Origin of the sequence: Pseudomonas sp. NPDC087817, assembly GCF_044742875.1 — a bacterium.
In the GTDB taxonomy this organism is placed as follows: Bacteria; Pseudomonadota; Gammaproteobacteria; order Pseudomonadales; family Pseudomonadaceae; genus Aquipseudomonas.
Genome location: NZ_JBIUVJ010000015.1, coordinates 1 through 18,245, shown reverse-complemented (window position 1 = coordinate 18,245; position 18,245 = coordinate 1). Strand labels below are relative to the sequence as shown.

Sequence of the window (18,245 nt, the reverse complement as noted above, 5' to 3'; positions counted from 1 at the left end):
CGATGGGGTCGGTGCAGGCATCACAAAAGTTAGTGGGCTTCCCCAGCCTTCAGCCCCTGCGGCAATTTTTTGGTCAGCAAGATCGCCAACATACTGATCCCCAGCGCAATCCCGACAAAGTGAAACGCATCGTTGTAAGCCATGATCGCCGCCTGCTGATGGACGATCTCACTCAACTTGCCCAGCGCCGCCGTATCACTGCCAAACCGATCGCTCATCGACGCCAGGCGCTCCGCCACTTGCGGGTTGGTCGGCACCACCGCCTCACGCAAATAATCGAAGTAAGTCTTGGTCCGCGCATCCAGCAGCGTCGCCAGCAAAGCAATCCCGATCGCACCGCCGAGGTTACGCAGGATGTTGAACAGGCTCGACGCCGACCCCGCGTCCTGCGGCAGGATGTACGCCGTGGCGATCAGCGAAATCGTCACCATAATAAGCGGCTGCCCCAGCGCCCGAATGATCTGGATCTGATTGAACTGCGGCCCGGCGAAATCCGGGTTGAGCACTCCCGAAGAAAAACTCGCCAGCCCGAACAAGCCAAACCCGATCGTGCACAACCATTTCGGCGAGACGAACTTCATCAGTTTCGGCACCAGCGGAATCAGAAACAGCTGCGGCACGCCCATCCACATGATCACTTCGCCAATCTGCAGGGCGTTGTAGTTCTGAATCTGCGCCAGGTACAGCGGCAACAGATAGATCGAGCCATACAACCCGACGCCCATGCCCAGGCTGGAAATGCTCGACAGGCCGAAGTTGCGATTGCGCAGGATGCCAAGGTTGATCAGCGGATTGGGCTTGGAAATCTGCACGATCACAAAGGTAATCAGGCTCACCAGGGCAATGCTGCCGAGGGTCACGATCAGGCTCGATTCGAGCCAGTCCTTGCGGTGGCCTTCTTCGAGAAAAACCTGCAAGCAGCCGAGGCCGATACCCAGCGTGAGAATGCCGGTGTAATCGGTGCTTTTCAGTAGCTCCCAATGCGCTTCTTTCTTCTCCAGCCCATACATCAACCCGGCGATCATGATCAGCCCAGGCGGAATGTTGATATAGAAAATGTATTCCCAACCCCAGTTTTCCGTGAGCCAGCCGCCCAGCGTCGGGCCAATGGACGGGGCGAACGTCGCGGTCATGGCGAACATCGCCATGCCTTTGGCGCGGTGATGTTCGGGGAGTTTGATCAGCGTCAGGGTGAACGCCAGCGGGATCAGCGCGCCACCGGTAAAGCCTTGCATGGCGCGGAAGACGATCATGCTCTCCAGACTCCAGGCCATTGAGCACAGCAGCGATGACACCAGAAAACCCAGCGACACCCACACCGCCAGGCGCCGCGCCGAGAGCAACTGCACCAGCCATGCGGTCAGCGGGATCATGATGATTTCCGCGACCAGATACGAGGTGGAAATCCACGAGCCTTCTTCCAGCGTCGCCGACAGCGCGCCCTGAATGTCCTTGAGCGAAGAGTTGGTGATCTGGATATCGAGCACCGCCATAAAGGCGCCGAGCATCACGCTCATCACCGCAATCCAGTCCCGCCGGGTCGGTTCGCCGACCGGGCGGATCAGCGAATCACCGGCCATCGTCTGGAGCGTCTTTGATATTCACGGTGGCGGTGACCGACATGCCCGGACGAATCTTGCCGCGTAGCGGGTTATCGGCCTTGAAGGTCAGCTTCACGGGAATCCGCTGCACGACCTTGGTGAAGTTGCCGGTGGCGTTGTCCGGCGGCAGCAGGCTGAACTGCGCGCCGGAGGCGGCGAACAGACTGTCGACCCGCGCTTCGATCGGCGTATCGCCATAGGCATCAAAGGTCAGCTCGGCTTTCTGCCCGGGCTGCATGTGGCCGATCTGGGTTTCCTTGAAGTTGGCCTGCACCCAGATGTCTTCGTCCGGGACGATCGACAACAGATAGGCGCCGGCCTGCACCACCTGACCATTGCGTGCGGCACGCTGGCCGACGAGGCCGCTGATCGGCGCGTGGATTTCGCTGCGGGTCAAGTTGAGTTCGGCTTGCGCAAGGTCGGCGCGGGCGTTGGCGATCTGCGCGTCGAGGCGTTTGATCTCGGCGCTCAGGGCGTTGACCTGTTGACGCTGACCCTGCGCGTCGGCCTGGGCCTTGGCCACTTGCGAGCGGGCAATGTGGGCATCGGCGGAGAGGGTGGTCACCCGTTCTTCGGAAACGTAACCGGGCTTGCGCAGGGTTTCCGCTCGCGACAAATCCATTTGCGAGCGGCCAAGCGTCGCTTGCGTGGTCGCCACTTGCGCATCGCTGGCGGCGATCAGGCTCGATTGCTGGGTCAGTTTGCTCTGTGCTTGCAGGCGTTCGGCTTCGCGGGTGGCGAGGGCGGCATTGGCACGATCCACGGCCAGGCGGAAATCATTGGGTTCAAGGCGCACCAGCAACTGGCCTTTTTCCACATGTTGGTTGTCCTGCACCAGCACTTCATCGATGCGCGCGCTCAACTGGCTCGAGACACGGGTGATTTCGCCCTGGACATAGGCGTTGTCGGTGCTTTCATAAAAGCGCCCCTTGAAAAACCAATGGGCGAAAAAGCCCCCGGCGATCAACAGGACCAGAAGCAGGAAAATAAACAGGCGACGCTTGAGTTGGGCAGGCATGGGCAAACTGTAGTCGAGGAATTGTAAGGAAAGTTATCAGCAGACGAATCTGGCATACAGCCGATAAACGGTAAATGCCATCTGTTGATATTCGGCCATTCACCGCAGTCTATGGGTGTTCCAGCCGCAAACTTGGCTTAAATGCCCTGCCCGCTGGAGCGGGGCGGGTGTCGCCTGTTACCATTCGCCGCTTGATTGTTTTGCTTTTCATTCTTTTCGAGACATGCCATGACCACCGTCCGCACTCGCATCGCGCCATCGCCTACCGGGGACCCCCACGTAGGTACCGCTTACATCGCATTGTTCAACTACTGCTTTGCCAAGCAGCATGGCGGTGAGTTCATCCTGCGCATCGAAGACACCGACCAGTTGCGTTCGACTCGCGAGTCCGAACAGCAGATCTTCGACGCCCTGCGCTGGCTCGGTATCGACTGGAGCGAAGGCCCGGACGTTGGCGGTCCGCACGGTCCTTACCGTCAGAGCGAGCGCGGCGAGATTTACCAGAAGTACTGCCAGCAACTGGTCGACATGGGCCACGCGTTCCCGTGCTTCTGCACCGCTGAAGAACTGGACCAGATGCGCGCCGAGCAAATGGCTCGTGGCGAAACCCCGCGTTACGACGGCCGCGCGCTGTTGTTGTCGAAGGAAGAAGTCGCAGCCCGCCTGGCTGCCGGCGAACCGCACGTAATCCGTATGAAAGTGCCGAGCGAAGGCGTCTGCGTGGTGCCAGACATGCTGCGTGGCGATGTCGAGATCCCGTGGGATCGCATGGACATGCAAGTACTGATGAAGACCGACGGCCTGCCGACGTACTTTCTCGCCAACGTGGTCGACGACCACTTGATGGGCATCACCCACGTTCTGCGTGGCGAAGAATGGCTGCCGTCGGCGCCGAAACTGATTCTGCTGTACGAGTACTTCGGTTGGGAGCAACCGGAGCTGTGTTACATGCCGCTGCTGCGTAACCCGGACAAGAGCAAGCTGTCCAAGCGCAAGAACCCGACCTCGGTGACGTTCTACGAGCGCATGGGTTTCATGCCGGAAGCGATGCTCAACTACCTCGGCCGCATGGGCTGGTCGATGCCGGACGAGCGCGAGAAGTTCTCGTTGCAGGAAATGGTCGACAACTTCGACCTCAAGCGCGTGTCCCTCGGCGGGCCGATCTTCGACATCGAGAAGCTTTCGTGGCTCAACGGCCAGTGGCTGCGTGATCTGCCGGTGGAAGAGTTCGCCAGCCGTTTGCAGACCTGGGCGTTGAACCCGGAATACATGATGAAGATCGCGCCGCTGGTGCAGGGTCGTGTTGAAACCTTCAGCCAGGTCGCACCGCTGGGCGGGTTCTTCTTCGCCGGCGGCGTCAATCCGGATGCCAAGCTGTTCGAGTCGAAGAAACTTTCCGGTGATCAGGTTCGCCAGTTGATGCAATTGATCCTGTGGAAGCTGGAAAGCCTGCGTCAGTGGGAAAAAGACCACATCACCGCGACGATTCAGGCGGTGGTCGAATCCCTCGAGCTGAAACTGCGTGATGCGATGCCGCTGATGTTTGCCGCGATTACCGGGCAGGCGAGTTCGGTGTCGGTGCTCGATGCCATGGAAATCATCGGCCCGGACCTGACCCGTTTCCGTCTGCGTCAGGCGATTGACCTCTTGGGCGGCGTGTCGAAGAAAGAAAACAAAGAGTGGGAAAAGCTGCTGGGCGCTATCGCTTAAGCACGCCTGACTCTGCAGGAACAACCGAAGGCCGGGATCGTTTGATTCCGGCCTTCGGCGTTTTTCCCCCGGATTTTCGGGGGGAGGGCGGTAAGTGATTGTTATGTCGGCAAAAAACTTTGAAATATTTTAAAAATAAGTTTGACAGCCCTCCGATACGCCCTTAAGATTCGCCCCGTCCTCAGCGATGACATCAACGATGAGGGGCTATAGCTCAGCTGGGAGAGCGCCTGCATGGCATGCAGGAGGTCAGCGGTTCGATCCCGCTTAGCTCCACCAATTTTACAAGTTCAAGGTCTGGCCACGCCGGCCTTGAATCGATCAGATCTCAGCACTGATCAGTTGTATAGAAGGGTTTGTGTCCCCTTCGTCTAGTGGCCTAGGACACCGCCCTTTCACGGCGGTAACAGGGGTTCGAGTCCCCTAGGGGACGCCACGATTACCCGCTCTGCGGGATTTTATAAGGGTCATTCAATTATTGAATGGCCCTTTTGTTTGTCTGGCGTTTGGCCAAATCTCCTTTTTCCTTACACTGTGCTTCAGACCAGCGGTCATATCCTTGACTTGCAGAATATTATTATGCGAATAATATTCTAGTCGTAATATTCGGAGGCAACGATGAACGATAAAAAAGCTCAAACCCGCGAACGCATCCTCAAGGCTGCCAGCGCTGCGCTGATCCAGCGCGGCCCGGCAGACCCTAGCGTGGGCGAAGTGATGGGCGCGGCCGGCCTGACCGTCGGTGGCTTCTACGCGCACTTCGAAAGCAAGGACGCGATGATGCTCGAAGCGTTCAAGCAATTGCTGGGGCGCCGCCGCGACCTGATTGCCGACATGGATGCCGAACTGACTGGCGAAGAACGTCGCGCGCTGGTCGCAGCGTTCTACCTGTCGCGCAAGCACCGCGATTCCAGTGACGCGGCGTGCCCGATTCCGGCGTCCATCGGTGAGCTGGGTCGCTTGCCGGACTCGTTCCGAATCGCGCTCAACGAACACTTGGAATTGATGATTGCGCAGTTGGCGTCCCGCCCTGAGGACACCGACAAAGCCCTGGCCGATGTGGCCTTGATGGTGGGTGGTCTGGCCCTCGCAAGAGCGCTCGGCCCTGGAGATTTGTCCGATCGATTGCTGCGCGCTGCCAAGTCGGCGGTGCGTTGACCTGAAGGCAACACGCCTGAGGAGAGAGCGATGAACACGTTGAAGTGGATTCGTGGCGTAAATGGCACCTTGGGCTGGATTGCACCGAAACAGGTAGCAAGCAAAATGCGTCTGGCGTTCATGACGCCGCGAGCTTTGCCGCTGCGGGATTGGGAGTTGCCATTACTGGCCAATTCCGAACGGATCACCTTGCGCTTTGGTTTATCGGCGCTGCGCTGGGGGCAAGGCCCGACGGTGCTGCTGATGCACGGTTGGGAAGGGCGGCCAACCCAATTCGCTGCATTGATCACCGCGCTGGTTGAAGCGGGCTACACCGTCGTCGCACTCGATGGCCCGGCCCACGGTCGGTCGCCGGGACGTGAGGCCAATGTCGTACTGTTCGCCCGCGCCATGCTAGAAGCCGCCGCCGAACTGCCGCCGTTGCAAGCTGTCATCGGCCACTCCATGGGTGGCGCCAGTGCGATGCTCGCCGTGCAATTGGGCCTGCGCACCGAAACCCTCGTCAGCATTGCCGCTCCTGCTCGCATCCTCGGTGTGCTGCGGGGTTTTGCTCGTTACGTTGGGATGCCGCCACGAGCGCGTTCCGCTTTCATCCGTCAGGTCGAACAGGATGTCGGCATGCGCGCCGCGACCCTTGATGTAGCCCACTATCAACTGGACATGCCCGGTCTGATCGTGCACGCCGAGGACGACAATTTCGTCTCAGTCAAAGAATCGCAACTGATCCACGAATCCTGGTTCGACAGCCGTTTGCTGCGCCTCGAAAGCGGTGGTCATCAGCACGTGCTGGCCGACCCTCGGGTGATTGATGGCGTGTTATCACTGCTGGCGGGCCGTAGCCTTCAGGCGCGCCAATCGGCGTGAGCTCCGTTACACTGCCCCGGTTGAATAAATTGACCGGGAGTGGGGCATGGGCTGGGATCGGGCAACGCCGTTTACCATTGATCTGCAAGTGGGCGCCGAGGACATCGACGGGCTGGGCCACGCGAACAACGCGGTCTATGTGACCTGGCTCGAACGCTGCGCCTGGCGTCATTCGCAGCGTCTGGGGCTGGATCTGGTCGAGTACCGGCGCCTGGACCGGGCGATGGCGGTGGTGCGCCACGAGATCGATTATCTGGCCGCTGCCTATGAAGGCGACGAACTGCAGTTGGCGACCTGGATCGTCGATTGGGACCAGCGCCTGAAAATGACCCGGCATTTCCAGCTAAAGCGTCCAAGCGATAACACCACACTGCTGCGCGCCCAGACCACGTTTGTCTGCATTGAATTGTCCACTGGCAAACCCAAGCGCATGCCGGCCGAGTTCATCGAAGGCTATGGCCCGGCGATCCAGCCCTCAGAATCTGTCCAAATCTAAACTGTAGGAGCGAGCCTGCTCGCGATCGCGCTATGTCAGCCGATGCACATGTGACTGAAGCACCGCGATCGCGAGCAGGCTCGCTCCCACAAGGTTTCTGCGATTTCTTGCGATATCCAGTAAACTGCCGCACGTTTTTTCCTTAAGTAGTGTTTTCCCCATGCAAATTGCTCTGGCGCCCATGGAAGGGTTGGTCGACGACATCCTGCGCGACGTGCTGACCCGCGTTGGCGGCATCGACTGGTGCGTCACTGAATTCATTCGGGTCAACGACCAGTTGCTCACCCCGGCCTACTTCCACAAGTTCGGTCCGGAGCTGCTCAACGGCGCGCGCACCCGTTCCGGCGTGCCGCTGCGCGTGCAATTGTTGGGTTCTGACCCGGTGTGTCTGGCGGAAAACGCGGCGCTGGCCTGCGAGCTCGGTTCCGAAGTGATCGACCTCAACTTCGGCTGCCCGGCCAAGACCGTGAACAAGTCCCGTGGCGGTGCAGTGCTGCTCAAGGAGCCTGAACTGCTCAACCAGATCGTCGAGCACGTGCGTCGTGCCGTACCGGCGCATATTCCCGTCACTGCCAAGATGCGCCTGGGCTTCGACAGCCCGGACGGTTCGCTGGTCTGTGCGACGGCACTGGCCGAGGGCGGCGCCGAACACATCGTGGTTCACGCCCGAACCAAAATGGATGGCTACAAGCCGCCGGCGCACTGGGAGTGGATCCCGCGGGTGCAGGACGTGGTCAAGGTGCCAGTGTTCGCCAACGGCGATATCTGGAGCGTCGAAGACTGGCGCCGTTGCCGCGAAATCAGCGGCGTGGAAGACATCATGCTCGGTCGCGGTCTGGTCTCGCGCCCGGATCTGGCCAAACAAATCGCTGCCGCACGCGCCGGTGAAGAGGTCGTGGAAATGACCTGGACCGAGCTGCTGCCGCTGATCCAGGACTTCTGGCTACAGGCCAAAGCGCAGATGACTGCGCGCCAATCGCCGGGTCGTTTGAAGCAATGGCTGGCCATGCTGACGCGCAATTATCCCGAAGCCACCGAGCTGTTCACCGTCCTGCGCCGCGAGACGGAACCTGATCAGGTCTCGCGTTTGCTTGGTCTGCCGGTCGCCGAAGCGGCCTGAAAAAAATCTGCAAATAATCTCTTGAAATCATTTCAGCGGTCCCTATCTAAGGGTTACGCGATGCCGAATTCGGGTCGCGGAGACATAAAACCTTGCTGATTGTTTTCAGGAGATTTGAACCATGAGTACTGCATTTTCCCTCGCGCCATTGTTCCGTTCCTCGGTAGGTTTCGACCGTTTCAACGATCTGTTCGAAACCGCCCTGCGCAATGAGCCAGGCAGCACCTATCCACCCTACAACGTTGAAAAACACGGCGACGACCAATACCGCATCGTCGTGGCGGCAGCCGGTTTCCAGGAAGAAGACCTGGAGCTGCAAGTCGAGAAGGGTGTGCTGACCATCAGTGGCGGCAAGCGTGATGCCAACGAAGGCGTGACCTTCCTGCACCAGGGCATTGCCCAGCGTGCGTTCAAGCTGTCCTTCCGTCTGGCCGATCACATCGAAATCAAGGCCGCCGGCCTGAGCAACGGTCTGCTGAGCATCGACCTGTTGCGGGTGATCCCGGAAGAAGCGAAAGCCAAACGCATCCCGATCAACGGGACGCAGCAACCGGTTCTGCAGCATTGATCACAGGCAGATACACGATCGTCTGATCAAGCGCTGAGCCGCTGAATGAAGGCCCCGATACGTCGGGGCCTTTTTTATGCGCGCAGGAAAACCGCACGCACTGTTTGCCGCTGCGGCTACGGCTCTTTACAATCCGCGCCAACAAGGCCGGCACTCTCTCATTTCCGCTGGCCCGGAGCCTTTGTTCATGGACGAAATGGAACAGCGCTGGCTATACGCGCTTTCTGCGCCTTTGGTCGCCCTCAATCCCGATGCCGACTACGCCGCCCCCACTTACTGCTTCGACCTCAAACACGTCGATGTCGAAGGCGGCTGGGGCATTACCACGCGCGCGCAATTGCTCGACATGTTGAGCACGGCCGACACCGGGCACGCGACCTCTTTGAACGAAGCCTACCGACAGTGGGAACGTTGTCTGCCGTCTGAATGGCAAGCCCTGCTAGACACGCTGGATACCCGCCAACGCGCCTTTTATGAGTTGGCCAGCCGTACGTTCGGCGAGTGTGGCTCTGGCGGTATTCGCGCCTGGGACATTGGCCGAATGGGCTTTCTGCTGCGCTCGGCGGTGCTGCACGGCTGGATCGATCTCACCGAAAGTCTCTGGCTGCATGGCCGCATGGCGGCGCGTGCGCGGTACTACTACGACAGTTGGACGAGTTACCTGAATGGCTTTGTCATCGGTAAAGCCTTCTGGCATTGCCTGGGCAATAAAGATGAGGAACTTGCCCACGAATACGATCGGCAAGGCGACTACATCGGCACCACGGTGGTCATCAGAAAGCTTGATCGCGATGCCCGCGAATTCTTTGCCCAGTTGCCCTGGGACATGCCCTTGCATCTGCCTGAAAGGCCCGACTCATTAGGGGAGTTCGACTGGTCATGAGCTGCTGGATTCGCTTGGGTATCGAGCCCACCAAAGACAATGACGTCATTCGCGGCGCCTATCGCGCGCGCTTGCCGCAACATCATCCTGAAACCGATCCGGAAGGATTTCAGGCATTGCGCGAAGCGTACGAGCTAGCAATGCGTTTCGCCCGTGAGCAGCCGGACGAGGCAGGCGAACCAGTCGATGACGAGGCGAGTCCTGCCGACCAGACATTGGCAGATTTCGAAGCGCTGCTGATCGATCCGACACGTCGCTTCAGTCCTGCAGCCTGGCAGGCATTCAACCTTGAGTTGGATCGCCTGCCTCTGGACGTGTTGGACGATGTTTGCTGGCCATTGTTGCGTGAGTTGCTCGACGCTGGACCGATTTCCCACGCCTGCGCACGCTTGTTGGCGCAGCGCCTGGGCTGGGCGAGCCGGATGCTCGATCTGGCTTTCGACAGCGCCCGACATGTCGATGAGTTCTTGAAGCGGATAGCCGCACCGGACCCGTTCGACACGTCGTTGATGTGCCATTGGCCCGTCGTCGCGCAGTTGGAAGCGCTCTGGTATGTGCGCACGCTGAATCATCTTCACCATAACGCTTCGCTCGACGATTTCCGCTATTTCGCCAGCCTGCACACCTGTATCCCGCTGCCTGCCGATGATGCGCTGGTGCAACGTCTGGCGATCCAGTTCAGTCAGGCCGGCATTGCCAGTAAAGACTTTCTCGACATCATCAGTGAGCAGCATCGGCTGGCGCCGGACGACGTTGACTGGCTTTATCTGCTGGCCTGTCAGCGCAGTGCGCTGGGCATGGAAGAGTTGGCGCTTCAGGCCTGGGTGCAACTCTGGCGAGAGCATCACCATCCCAAGGCCGCCACTTGGTTGCTGGATCTGTGCGCGCGTCATCAACCACAGCGCTTGCCGCTGCTGATCCAGGCGTTTGATCGTCTGGAAAACTTCCGCGACTGGTCCGCTGACCTCAGTGATGTCACCCAGGAATATGGCAGTCCTTCGCAGCGTCCGGAAACCTTGGGGCGCTGGTTTCGCGCGCGGCAGCTGGACTTGCAGGGCATCGCCGATGCCTTTGTCGAGTGGCGCATCAGCGGTGACGAACTACCTTTGCTGGCGTGGCTGATTATTGCCAGCGACGACCCGGCACTTCAGGTGCTGTACCAGCACGCCTGGGCTTTGCACCGCGGCGATGTGCCCTTGCTGCAACGCGTCATGGATGCACCAGAGGCTCCTGAGATTCTTGATCAGCTGGTGCTGGAAGGCTTCAAGTACCAAGCCGATCAACAGATCTGCTGGTTGACCCAGGCCCCCATTCCGCGTGCCTTGCATGCGTTTCTGACCAGCGAAGAATCGGCGCAGCTGCCGCCGGAACTGCAAAAGGGCGAGCCGCTGGAGCTCAGCCTGCTGTGGATGCGCCGTTTGCGAGCCTATGACACGCGGTCGCTGGCCCGGCTGGACGAAGCATTCAGTCTGAGCAAGCGCGACGTCGTGCTCGATGGCTTGAAGCTGCAAGCGCAGTTGGCCGAGCAAGGCATGCTACTGCCGGCCATCGATAACCCTGACGCCGTCTGGGAATGGCATCGTCAGGCGCTGTACTTGCTGGCGACCCTCGACGAGCCGACACGTTGGCTGGGTGCGCAATCGGCGCACTGCATTGATTCGATGAGCGTTGCGCGTGAGCATCCATTGGCGCGTTTGCAGCCGCTGCTGTGTCGATTGAATCGCGAGCAGGGCAGCGCCAGTGGCCTGCTGGGCTGGCTGCAAGCAGCCGACCCGGTGCATGCCTTGCTCGCGCGTAAACTGTTCAGCGTCCAGGAAGCGCTCGACAGCGCAAGGCTGTTGAGCAATGACCGTTTGTACGAGTGCATGCGCAGCGACATCAGCCGTTTCAATGAGGATTTGCTCGGTCGCATGCTGTTGGCTGGGGTGCTGTATCACGATCCGCTGCTCAATGCGCAACAGCGCAAATACCTGCTTGAGAGCATCACCGAAGTCGTCAATCCACAGGATTGGTTCGACGGATTCCGCCACAGTCTGATCAAAGGTGAACCCACACGCCCGCCGCGTGAGGTGCTGGAGGATGACGGCGTTGATTACACCGACGCGTTTTACCTGGCGCTGGATGTGCTCAAGGATATGGCGCGTTACGGTAGCGCCGGGGTGCCGCGACAGAAAATCCTGATGCGCATGCAGCAGGCCAAGGACAACACGCACAATGGCCTCGGCTTACGCTTTGCCTTTAGTGCATTACTGTCGTGGTCAGAGCGTTTGCTGTTGGCCAAGGCTGACACTCGGCCGACGCCTGCAACCGCGTTCTGGCGTCTTGGCACACGACTGGGGCGCGAGGCATTTATCGGTCAGGTGATTGGTATCGTGCTGCTTACGCCATTGCTGGCCTTGTTCAGTGGCTCGATGTTTTCCGCTTTCGTGGTATTGGCAGTGGCGCTGATGCTGATGCTCAGTGCCATTCTGAGGCGTCTGCACGACATGGGCCGAGGTGTTGCAAGCTTTCTGATTCTGGCCGGCCTGACCCCGGTCTTGCCATTTCTGCCGCTGGTGCTGTTCGGCTTTCCCGGTGAGAAGTTGCCCAACCGCTACGGTGTACCACCGGACAGTGATCGAGAAGACACGTTATCCGGTGGTTTGCAGGCCGCGTTGCGTCGACTCAACGGCTAGAGACGCAGCTCATCCAGAACTTTGTTGAGTTGTGAACGGTGGCTGGCGATTTCTTCCGATCGCTGACCACCCAGCACCGAAGTGAAACTGTCCAGCCACTCGGCGATACGCTGCCGGTCGTCGCCGAGGCTTTGCATCCACGCACGTTCCAGTCGCGCCAGCAGGGTGCGGTTGGGCAGGGCATCGCGGGGGTGTATTTTCAGGCTGGTCAGGCGTTCATGGCTGGCCTGGCGCGATTGCTCGTCAAGCCCGGTAGGGCTGCGGTCGATGCTGTGGCTATGGCGTTCGCCGGTTTCCAGCAACGTGACGTCGACTTCGAGCAAACCATTGATGTCGTAACTGAAGCGCACGTCCAGCGCCTGGATGTGATCGGTGGGTGTCAGCGTGACATCGAAGGCGTCGATGAAAATGTTGTCGCGCACCCACGGCCGTTCACCCTGATAAACCGCAATGCGGATGAACTCCTGCCTAGGCGAGGTCGTGTGGTAGCGCTCCACGCGTGACGTCGGAATGATGGTGTTGCGTTCGATGATGGGTGAGAACGCGCCTTTGATGTCATCGCCGCGCATGGTCGAAATCCCCAGCGTGTACGGGCAGACATCGGTCAGGAACAGTTCTTCTACCGCGCCATCGCGGGCCTTGCACGCCGCTTGCGTCGCCGCACCAAGCGCAACAATCGTGTCCGGATCAAGATGACGGTAAGGCAGGCGCCCGAACAGCGTGGCGACCAATTGCTGCACCGCCGGCATCCGCGTGGCGCCACCCACTAGCACCAGACTGTCGAGGTCGCGTGGCTTGAGCCGGGCATCGCGCAGGGCCTGTTCGATCGGTGCGCGCAAACGGCCAAGCAGCGGTTCCCAGATTTTCACCGCAGCGGCCTCGTCCAGCGACCACTCGAATGTCTGCTCGGCATGTCGCCAGCTCAGCTGCTGTCTGCCTTCGCCCAGTTTGCACTTGAGCTGCTCCAGCGCATCGCCAAGGCTGGCCATGGCTTGCGCGTCGACCGTTGCAGGGGTCAGTTGCCAGTCCTTGAGGCAGGCTTGCAGCAACGCGGCGGTGAAGTCTTCGCCACCGAGAAAATTGTCGCCGGTGGACGCATGCACCTCGATCAGCGGCAGCGCGTATTCCAGCACCGTGACATCGAAGGTGCCGCCGCCCAGATCGAAGATCAGCGTGCGTTCGAATTTCTGTTCATGCAGCCCATAAGCCATGGCCGCGGCGGTCGGCTCGTTGATCAGGCGCGTGACGGACAGTCCGGCCAGTTCAGCGGCAAACATTGTGCGTTTGCGTTGCTCGTCACTGAAATACGCCGGTACGGAAATCACCGCTTCCGAGACGGGGTGGCCAAGAAAAGCTTCGGCGTCCTGCTTGAGTGAGCCGAGCACCAGCGCCGAAAGCTCCTCGGGGCTGAACTGACGACTGCCGAGTTCGACTTGTTTGTCACTGCCCATAAACCGCTTGAAGGCCGCAGCACTGCGCTCCGGGTGTGTGGTCAGGCGGGCGCGGGCGGCTTTGCCCACCAGAATCGTGTCGTCTTCGTCGAGGCTGACCACCGACGGGGTCAACACATCTCCGAGGGCGTTGGGAATCAACCGTGCCTGACCGTCCTGCCAGACGGCGATCAAGCTGTTGGTGGTGCCAAGGTCGATGCCCAGCAGGGCCGGGCGGGGAAGGGTTGCATCCTGCATGACTGATCTCGAAACGGCGCAAAAAAAAGCGACCCTACAGGTTGCCGCCAACCCTGGCAATTGCGCGGTTGTTGCAAATTGGGCGCGTCAGGGCAGCAGTTTTTTCAAGTCCTCCAGCGGCAAGGGCCGACTGTGCAGATAACCCTGATACAAGTGGCAACCCAGGCCTTGCAGGAACGCCAGTTGCTCCGGCGTCTCCACGCCTTCGGCAATCACTTCGAGTTCGAGGCTGCGGGCCATGGCGACAATGGCGCGGATGATCTCCGCGTCGTTCGGGTCGGTGGTTGCATCGCGGATGAACGACTGGTCGATTTTCAGCGTGTCCACCGGCAAGCGCTTGAGGTAGGTCAACGACGAATAACCGGTGCCAAAATCGTCCATGGCGAAGCTCACGCCGAGTTTTTTCAGGCGACGCATTTTGCTGATGGTGTCTTCCAGATTCTGAATGACGATGCCTTCGGTGATTTCCAGTTTCAGCAGCGTGCAGGGCAGGCCGTGGCTGGTCATGCTGTGTTCGATGCGTTCGACGAAGTCGTTCTGGCGGAACTGGCGTGGACTGATATTCACGCACAGGCTGAAGTCGAAAGGGTTGATCAGGTCTGTGGCGATCAGTTGTTTGAACGCCTCGCAGGCTTCGTCGAGGATCCAGGTGCCCACTTCCAGGATCAGGCCGCTGTCTTCCAGCACCTTGATGAACTCGGTCGGCGATTGTGCACCGAGCTCCGGGTGATTCCAGCGCACCAGGGCTTCGGCGCCGATGATGCGGTTGTCCCGTGCGTCGACCTGTGGCTGGAAATGCACCTTGAATTCGCCACGAGACAAGGCCAGGCGCAAGTCGGTCTCCATGCGCAGCCGTTCGCTGGCCGCTTTCTGCATAGTGTTGTGGTACATCTGCGTGGTGTTGCGCCCGGAATCCTTGGCCCGGTACAGGGCGATGTCGGCACGCTTGAGCAGGTCGGTCGGGGTCGAGCCGTGGTCGGGAATCAGTGCCACGCCGATGCTCGGCGTCACTTGCAGGCGTTGACCGTCTAGGAACATCGGCTCCGAAAGCAATTCACGGATGGTGTCGGCCAGTTCGCGCACCTGCGCGCTGACTTCGTTGCGCGAGCCTTCCAGGCCGCTGAGCAGCACCACGAACTCATCGCCGCCCAAACGGGCGACCGTATCTTCCATGCGCACGCTGGCTTCGAGCCGTGCGGTGATGATCTTCAGCACCGTGTCACCGACCGGGTGGCCAAGCGAGTCGTTGATGTGTTTGAAATGGTCGAGGTCAAGAAACAGCAGCGCACCGCGCAGGTTGTGGCGCTTGAGCAGGGCGATCTGCTGGCTCAGGCGATCCATCAGCAGCGCACGGTTGGGCAGGTTGGTCAGCGGGTCGTGGTAGGCCAGATGGCGAATCTGTGCTTCGGCGTTTTTCAGCAGGCTGACGTCGCGGGCGGTCAGTAGCAGACATGCCGTTTCATTCAGGGTGATCGGTTCGACCGACACTTCCAGCGTCAGCAATTCCCCGCGCTTGTTGCGCCCGAGCATTTCCTGATGGTGCACGCGGCCCTTGATCTGCAGTTCGGCCAGCAGCGCAGAACGTTGTTTCTCCTCGGCCCAGATGCCGACCTGATACACGGTTTTGCCGACCACCTCATCGGCGCGATAGCCGGTAAGGCGACAGAAGCCGTCGTTGACCTCCAGATAGCGTCCGGTATCGCGTTCGGTGATGGTGATTGCGTCCGGGCTTGAGTGAAAGGCCTTGGCGAATTTCTCCTCGCTGGCCTTGAGCGCGGCCTCCGAGCGTTGCTGCTGCGTGATGTCGCGCAGGGTGGTGACAATGCAGGGCTGATTGCCGACGCTTATCTGCCGGCTGGAAATCACACAGGTCAGTGACTGGCCGTCCTTGTGCTGAACAATAATCGCGACATTGCTCAGGCCTTGTTCGCGGATCACCCGTTCGATGCGTTGCAGGCTTTTCGCCGAGGCGTCCCACAGGCCGATGTCTTCGGCGGTGCGGCCGATCACGTCGGCGGCGCTCCAGCCGAAAGTCTGGGTGAAGCTTGAGTTGATTTCGATGAATTCGCCGCTGTCCTGCCGTGTCACGCAGATCGGGTCGGGGCTGACCTGGAACAGCGTGGCAAATTTCTCTTCGGACGCCACCAGCCGCTGTTCGCGCTCGACCTGATCGGTGATGTCCAACAGCGTGCCGGCCATGCGCAGCGGCGCACCGTTGTCGTCGCGATAGAGGCGTGCACGGCTTTCCAGATAGCGTGAGCTGCCGTCAGGCAGTTGCACGCGATACGTCAGTTGGTAATTGCCCGCCGGGCCTTCGCGCAGGCTGCGATAGGCGTCGCGCATGCTGTCGCGCTCTTCGCCGGGCACGCCTTCGAAAAACTCGTCGAACGATTCATGAAACGGTATCGGCTCCAGCCCGTGCAATTGCGCGGCGCGCGCCGAGCCATAGAGCATACCGCTGGGGATGTGCCAGTCCCAGGTGCCCAGCTGCGCCGAATCCAGCGCGAGGTCGAGGCGTTCCTGGCTGTCTTTCAGGGCGTGTTCGGCGGCTTTGCGCTCGGTGGTGTCGAGGAAGGTGCTGAGCAGATACGGCTGGCCTTCGAGCTCGACTTTCTGGGCGCTGAGAATGCCGTCGTGAATCTGCCCGTTACTCTCACGAAACTGCACTTCCATGCTGACCAGTTCGCCCTTGGCCTTGGTTTTCTTGACCAGTTCGGCGCGTTGCTCGGGGTGCACCCACAGGCCCAGCTCCAGAGTGGTGCGGCCAATCGCGCTCTGCACCGGCCAGCCGAACAGGCTTTCAAAATACTGGTTGGCCTCGCTGATCAGGCCGTCTTCCTGGCGGGTGAGCAAGACCATGTTCGGGCACAGGTGAAACAGGGTGGCGAAACGTTTCTCCGAGCTGCTCAGGGCCTGTTCGCGTTGACGCTGGTGGGTGATTTCGCGAATCACCCCGATCATTCGGGGGCGGCCGTTTTTGTCCGGAAGCAGGCTGCCGTTGATCTCCAGCCAATGCAGGCTGCCATCGGGCCAGCGGATGCGGTGATGCATCGCCTGTTCCAGCGGCGCGCCGGCAATCACTGCATGGAAGGCGCGGACGGTTTTCGCGCGGTCTTCCGGCGGCAGCAAATCGAGGTATTCAAGATCTTCCGGCAGTGGCTGGCGCGGATCGAAGCCGAACAATGCCTGGGTGCCCCGTGACCAACTGATCTGCCCGCGCTCGATGTCCCAATACCAGGCGCCGAGCCGAGCGCCGTTGAGCGCGGCGAGCAATTGAGGCGCGCTCTCCCAGCTCTGCTCGGAACGTCGCGGGTCAATGGCTTGAATGCGCGGCATCGGCGGAATTCGGTCAACAGATTTCGGCATCGTTAACAGGCCTTGAGCGGTGGTGGCATTTTAGGCACAGGGACAGCGGCTCTATAGGAGTAGCACAAGTTAGCCCAGAGTCCCTGGCAGATCGATTTGAGCATCCAGCAAGGCCATAAATGCTCTTGCCGCATTCGATAGCGTCCGTTCGGTGTGCACGATATAGCCTAGCTGGCGACTGAGCTGTATGCCCGGCAAAGCGATGCTTGCCACCTGATCATCGAGCATGGTGCGCGGTAACACGCTCCAGGCCAGGCCGATGGAGACCATCATCTTGATGGTTTCCAGATAGTTGGTGCTCATGGCGATGTTCGGCGTCAGCCCCTGGGCCTCGAACAATCGTTGGACAATATGGTGTGTAAATGTGTTGCCGCCGGGGAAAACCGCCGGATGACCGGCAATGTCCGCCAGACTGACGGCGCCATTGCTGATCAGCGAATGCTCGGGGGCGACCACGAAATCCAGCGGGTCGTCCCAGACCGGCGTGGCTTTGACCAGCGTGTGCGGCTCCGGCGCCAGGGTAATGACCGCCAGCTCCGCACGGCCATGGAGAATTTCCTCGTAGGCCACTTCCGAATCGAGGAACTGAATATCCAGCGCGACTTGTGGGTAGCGGCGGGTGAATTCCCTTAATAACGGTGGCAAACGGTGCAGGCCGATGTGGTGACTGGTGGCCAGCGTCAGCCGGCCGCTGACTTCACCGGTCAGATTGGTCAGCGCCCGACGGGTGTCGTCCAGAACATTGAGAATCTGATAAGCCCGCGGCAGCAGGGCGCGGCCGGCTTCGGTCAGGCCGACTTCACGACCGAGGCGATCGAACAGTCGCACCTTCAGTTGTTGCTCCAGTCCGGCAATGCGCTTGCTGATGGCCGGTTGCGTCAGGTGCAGGCGTTCGCCGGCGCCGGAGAAGCTGCCGGTCTCAGCAATCGCGATAAAAGCGTTGAGGTTGGCCAGATCCATGGTTGTATTCCAGTTGGTTATCCAAAGCATAAAAAATATGAATTTGAGTTATTTAATCTAACCCCATAGGATCGGCCTCACAAGCCAAAGGGTTATTGATAAGCCCAGGGCATAGAAACAAGCTGATGAGGAACCGTC

Annotated in this window: 13 protein-coding genes and 2 tRNA genes; 10 read left to right on the top strand and 5 right to left on the bottom strand. The window is 60.0% G+C overall.

The features are described 5' to 3' along the window. Positions 1 to 29: 29 nt before the first annotated feature. Together ACIONG_RS13385 and ACIONG_RS13380 are read right to left on the bottom strand one after the other, a co-directional pair. Positions 30 to 1,520, bottom strand: coding sequence for an MDR family MFS transporter (locus tag ACIONG_RS13385; RefSeq protein ID WP_177431418.1), 1,491 nt, complete (start codon positions 1,518 to 1,520; stop codon positions 30 to 32). A gap of 49 nt (positions 1,521 to 1,569) precedes the next feature. Then, a complete protein-coding gene (locus ACIONG_RS13380; protein ID WP_315445779.1) occupies positions 1,570 to 2,619 on the bottom strand; it encodes an HlyD family secretion protein in 1,050 nt (349 codons plus the stop codon). Between the two features lie 228 nt (positions 2,620 to 2,847). Here ACIONG_RS13380 and gltX point away from each other — a divergent pair, with 228 nt between their 5' ends. From gltX to ACIONG_RS13330, 10 genes are all read left to right on the top strand, one after another. After that, positions 2,848 to 4,329, top strand: a complete 1,482-nt coding sequence (gltX, locus tag ACIONG_RS13375) for a glutamate--tRNA ligase (protein ID WP_401300013.1) — start codon at positions 2,848 to 2,850, stop codon at positions 4,327 to 4,329. A gap of 203 nt (positions 4,330 to 4,532) precedes the next feature. After that, positions 4,533 to 4,608: transfer RNA gene (locus tag ACIONG_RS13370), tRNA-Ala, on the top strand. An 81-nt stretch (positions 4,609 to 4,689) separates the two neighbouring features. Further along, positions 4,690 to 4,765, top strand: a tRNA-Glu gene (locus ACIONG_RS13365). Between the two features lie 182 nt (positions 4,766 to 4,947). Next, positions 4,948 to 5,487 carry a TetR/AcrR family transcriptional regulator gene (locus tag ACIONG_RS13360; protein ID WP_401300011.1) on the top strand — a complete coding sequence of 180 codons (540 nt, stop codon included), beginning with the start codon at positions 4,948 to 4,950 and terminating at the stop codon, positions 5,485 to 5,487. 30 nt (positions 5,488 to 5,517) lie between these two features. After that, complete coding sequence (locus tag ACIONG_RS13355; RefSeq protein ID WP_401300008.1) at positions 5,518 to 6,351, top strand: alpha/beta fold hydrolase; 834 nt, start codon at positions 5,518 to 5,520, stop codon at positions 6,349 to 6,351. A 46-nt stretch (positions 6,352 to 6,397) separates the two neighbouring features. Further along, positions 6,398 to 6,847 carry a thioesterase family protein gene (locus tag ACIONG_RS13350; protein WP_103304853.1) on the top strand — a complete coding sequence of 150 codons (450 nt, stop codon included), beginning with the start codon at positions 6,398 to 6,400 and terminating at the stop codon, positions 6,845 to 6,847. A gap of 160 nt (positions 6,848 to 7,007) precedes the next feature. Beyond that, complete coding sequence (locus tag ACIONG_RS13345) at positions 7,008 to 7,967, top strand: tRNA-dihydrouridine synthase (RefSeq protein WP_103304854.1); 960 nt, start codon at positions 7,008 to 7,010, stop codon at positions 7,965 to 7,967. A gap of 121 nt (positions 7,968 to 8,088) precedes the next feature. Further along, a complete protein-coding gene (locus ACIONG_RS13340; protein ID WP_103304855.1) occupies positions 8,089 to 8,535 on the top strand; it encodes an Hsp20 family protein in 447 nt (148 codons plus the stop codon). 187 nt (positions 8,536 to 8,722) lie between these two features. After that, the gene (locus ACIONG_RS13335; RefSeq protein WP_213028125.1) at positions 8,723 to 9,418 is read left to right on the top strand and encodes a DUF1266 domain-containing protein; all 696 of its coding nucleotides are present in this window, start codon (positions 8,723 to 8,725) and stop codon (positions 9,416 to 9,418) included. Next, complete coding sequence (locus tag ACIONG_RS13330) at positions 9,415 to 12,093, top strand: DUF805 domain-containing protein (RefSeq protein ID WP_401300003.1); 2,679 nt, start codon at positions 9,415 to 9,417, stop codon at positions 12,091 to 12,093. The genes ACIONG_RS13335 and ACIONG_RS13330 overlap by 4 nt, the downstream gene beginning before the upstream one ends. Here ACIONG_RS13330 and ACIONG_RS13325 read toward each other — a convergent pair. From ACIONG_RS13325 to ACIONG_RS13315, 3 genes are all read right to left on the bottom strand, one after another. Then, a complete protein-coding gene (locus ACIONG_RS13325; protein WP_401300000.1) occupies positions 12,090 to 13,781 on the bottom strand; it encodes an Hsp70 family protein in 1,692 nt (563 codons plus the stop codon). The genes ACIONG_RS13330 and ACIONG_RS13325 overlap by 4 nt on opposite strands. 87 nt (positions 13,782 to 13,868) lie before the next feature. After that, positions 13,869 to 17,147 (bottom strand): PAS domain S-box protein, encoded by a 3,279-nt coding sequence (locus tag ACIONG_RS13320; RefSeq protein WP_401299997.1) that lies wholly within the window; start codon positions 17,145 to 17,147, stop codon positions 13,869 to 13,871. A gap of 69 nt (positions 17,148 to 17,216) precedes the next feature. Next, complete coding sequence (locus ACIONG_RS13315; protein WP_201239074.1) at positions 17,217 to 18,107, bottom strand: LysR family transcriptional regulator; 891 nt, start codon at positions 18,105 to 18,107, stop codon at positions 17,217 to 17,219. Positions 18,108 to 18,245: the final 138 nt, after the last annotated feature.

Bases quoted from the DNA above. Each gene is read 5' to 3' on its own strand.
- ACIONG_RS13315 (WP_201239074.1), bottom strand. From the start codon at position 18,107: ATGGATCTGGCCAACCTCAACGCTTTTATCGCGATTGCTGAGACCGGC.
- ACIONG_RS13380 (WP_315445779.1), bottom strand. From the start codon at position 2,619: ATGCCTGCCCAACTCAAGCGTCGCCTGTTTATTTTCCTGCTTCTGGTC.
- gltX (WP_401300013.1), top strand. From the start codon at position 2,848: ATGACCACCGTCCGCACTCGCATCGCGCCATCGCCTACCGGGGACCCC.
- ACIONG_RS13325 (WP_401300000.1), bottom strand. From the start codon at position 13,781: ATGCAGGATGCAACCCTTCCCCGCCCGGCCCTGCTGGGCATCGACCTT.
- ACIONG_RS13320 (WP_401299997.1), bottom strand. From the start codon at position 17,147: ATGCCGAAATCTGTTGACCGAATTCCGCCGATGCCGCGCATTCAAGCC.
- ACIONG_RS13345 (WP_103304854.1), top strand. From the start codon at position 7,008: ATGCAAATTGCTCTGGCGCCCATGGAAGGGTTGGTCGACGACATCCTG.
- ACIONG_RS13360 (WP_401300011.1), top strand. From the start codon at position 4,948: ATGAACGATAAAAAAGCTCAAACCCGCGAACGCATCCTCAAGGCTGCC.
- ACIONG_RS13355 (WP_401300008.1), top strand. From the start codon at position 5,518: ATGAACACGTTGAAGTGGATTCGTGGCGTAAATGGCACCTTGGGCTGG.
- ACIONG_RS13350 (WP_103304853.1), top strand. From the start codon at position 6,398: ATGGGCTGGGATCGGGCAACGCCGTTTACCATTGATCTGCAAGTGGGC.
- ACIONG_RS13335 (WP_213028125.1), top strand. From the start codon at position 8,723: ATGGACGAAATGGAACAGCGCTGGCTATACGCGCTTTCTGCGCCTTTG.
- ACIONG_RS13340 (WP_103304855.1), top strand. From the start codon at position 8,089: ATGAGTACTGCATTTTCCCTCGCGCCATTGTTCCGTTCCTCGGTAGGT.
- ACIONG_RS13330 (WP_401300003.1), top strand. From the start codon at position 9,415: ATGAGCTGCTGGATTCGCTTGGGTATCGAGCCCACCAAAGACAATGAC.